The 2,765-nt window shown below is 61.4% G+C and carries 2 protein-coding genes and 1 pseudogene; all 3 read left to right on the plus strand.

Translation table 11 applies throughout. From position 1 onward, the window contains the following. The first annotated feature begins 311 nt into the window (after positions 1-311). Complete coding sequence (locus tag I5M_RS00135; RefSeq protein WP_148287788.1) at positions 312-866, plus strand: hypothetical protein; 555 nt, start codon at positions 312-314, stop codon at positions 864-866. A 74-nt stretch (positions 867-940) separates the two neighbouring features. After that, positions 941-1,924 (plus strand): hypothetical protein, encoded by a 984-nt coding sequence (locus tag I5M_RS00140; protein ID WP_022719547.1) that lies wholly within the window; start codon positions 941-943, stop codon positions 1,922-1,924. 15 nt (positions 1,925-1,939) lie between these two features. Further along, positions 1,940-2,765: pseudogene (locus I5M_RS00145) on the plus strand (hypothetical protein); the annotation flags it as partial.

Below are 2,765 nucleotides of genomic sequence, written 5' to 3' on the forward strand. Positions count from 1 at the left end.
GGATGGGATCATGTACGCAGGCGGCGCCTCCGTCTTGCTCGGGGTCTAGCCGCGCGTCGGCGGGGGTGCGCTTGCTCTCTTCAGTCTCGTCGGCATGCGGGTCCATGCGATTCGCCGCGACGAGGCGAAGCAGGCCGGCGACGCGGGCAATGTGATGGGCTGGTCCGCCTACAGCGCCCACATCGCTGCTGGGTTGAAGAATTGGGCGCTTGCAGCAGCCGGGGCCGCGATCCTTTTGATCGGCGGCGGGCGCTATTGCGTATCTGATGTCGTCGGAACGCTCCTGGGCTGGCGATAAGATGGAGCTCGCAATGCAGATCCCTGGAATAAGCAGCGCGCCGGTTTTCTCCGCCGACCGATCCGCCCTGAAGTCGCGTACGAATATCGATTTTCGCGACTACGGCTTCGAAGTGGCACCCGGCACTGCCGAGCTGTTCGATATCGTCCCGACCCAGTTGAGCGACAGCGAGGCGTTTCTTTTCTTCTTTCCGCGCGAGGACATCGCCAGCGGCGAGTGGTCGCTGTTCAACCTGCACGTATTCCTTAAGTACCAGGGCAGTCTGGCGGAGTTTGCTCATAGTCGCGGCGAGAGCGTGCGGGCCGTCGAGCTGACGCCGGCAACTCCGTTCGGCATCGCCGGTCTCGGCTACTCGCGAACGATCGAGATGGCGGATCTGTTCAAGGGAGGCGAGCCGGTTATTCCATTCATCGGGGGAGAACCCGGTCGCGTGGTGCGAGACAGTCATTTGTATTTCAATCACCAGTTTCGCCACTGCTACACCGGCCTGCTGCATCTGCCCGGCAGGGAGACGCGCTACGATGCGCTGCGTGAAGCGCTGTTTAGAGGGGTGCGCTTCGTGCGTTGAGACACAATTCCGGCCCGGGACGGCGGTTGGAAGCTCGACTCGATTTCATCGCGTTCAACAGACAAGAGACGGCAATGAGCAACGATCTGAGGGGCAAGTGGAAGGAGTTCAGTGCCGAACAGGCGAGGGGCCTCATTGAGCACCCTGAAAGCCCGCTTGCCGACTTTCCGGTCAAATTCGTCTGGCACACCGGTCCTTGGTACGACGTCTTCCAACTGCAGATCGAGAAACTGCGTCGGGATATTGGGCGTGCCAAGGCGGAAGGGCGCTTGGCGATCTATCTGAGTTGCCCCATCAGTTCGCGCGGCGGCGGATATTCGACGACGAATGTCGACGTTGCGCGACACGTGGAACGTGTTCTGCTTGAGCGCTGGGGGGAAGGATTCTGGGTTCTCAATCCGGCGCAATATCAACTCGAGTCGAAGGCCGGCACCGGGCTGATGAACGAACACGCCGAGTATCTCGGTCTCGACCTGCACCGGCTGATCGAGGTCGCGGGCCGGCCGCTGGGGGGCGACTATATGCGCATGTGGACGACCGTGCTGGCCGAGAACGATCGGCTGATCGGATCGCGCGAGGTCACACCTAACACCGGACAGAACTTCGATGCGTTCTACTTCCTTGGGCCGCGCGACGTGCATTCCTTCTTCCTGTCGGAGGGCGAGACGCTGACCGCAGGGATCCAGGCCTATTTCGCGAGGAAGTTTGCGACGGATCCCGACTTTCGCGAGGAGTACAGCGATCCGGAGCCGAGTTGGTCGAGGCTCGGACCGCGAACCGCGATCAACGAGGACGCCTACCGGCTCCGCGATCTTTGGAACAACAAGCGCGTCGACTTCCTGCGCTACTACGGGCTGCGAGCAAGTGTGACGTACAGCCTCGGTTCCCACGATGAATGGTTGATCTTCCGTGCCATCAATGAACTTCGCCGCAGAAGCACGCGGGGGCCGGCGATGGTGGATGGCGATGTCGGCGAACAGATTGCCGGTTTTTTCGACGGCGGGCAGATCGACATGGCGTCCGCCGAGTCCTCTGTCTCGCACGGCTACTCCAAATAGCGCACGGAGGAAGACATGCCAGTTGTGACGTCGAAGACAGTCGATCGTGTGACGATCAAGCTGACCGCTTACGTCAACTGCGATGACGTGCAGCTATTTTGGCGTCTGACCCGAGACGGCATCGCGGACGCCGCGATCCCGGATTGCCTTGGCTTCATGATCGAGCGCCAACGTCGGGGAGACAACGGGCAATGGACCCCAGTCGAGATTCTGCGTAATCGCGTCGGGTTCACCACTCAGTCGCCGCCGTCGTCGTCGACCGATCCGGATGCCAAAGACCCGAAGGATGCGTCACGGCCCTCGAATGTCTGGCCGTTCCAGCGCTACGAATGGACGGATCACGGCGCAAACAGCGGTCAAACGGTGCGCTACCGTATTTCCGCAGTGCGGCTTCCGACGAACGGGACCGCCGGGACGGCAAAGCTCGAACCCATCATCAGCAGCGACTGGACCGACGACATCCTGGTCACAGCCGAGGCCGGCGACCAGTTCGAGGCTTACTTCAATCGCGGCTTCGTCATGGGGCAGTTCGTCTCGCGTATCGCCCGGGAGAGAGGTTGGAAGGCGACTGACATCAAGGACCACGTCAAGGAACTGGAAGAACCTCTCCGTCGCTTCCTGTCAGGCGAGTTGCGGCTCGCCCTGCTTCGGCTCATCGACGAGGTGATCGAGAGTCCACTCCTGGAACTCTATGCGGCGCTCTACGAGCTTGCCGACGAAGAACTCATCGGCCGCCTCAAGACGCTCGGCCGCCGCGCTCATATCGTGCTTGCGAATGGTAGCAAAGGAGGGGACGAGAACGAGGAAGTCCGAAGTCGGCTCAAGCGGGCGAAGGTCGACG

Origin of the sequence: Rhodopseudomonas sp. B29 (assembly GCF_000333455.1) — a bacterium.
Classification (GTDB): Bacteria; Pseudomonadota; Alphaproteobacteria; order Rhizobiales; family Xanthobacteraceae; genus Rhodopseudomonas.

Coding starts and splice junctions, on each gene's coding strand:
- I5M_RS00135 (WP_148287788.1), top strand. CDS start 312: ATGCAGATCCCTGGAATAAGCAGCGCGCCGGTTTTCTCCGCCGACCGA.
- I5M_RS00140 (WP_022719547.1), top strand. CDS start 941: ATGAGCAACGATCTGAGGGGCAAGTGGAAGGAGTTCAGTGCCGAACAG.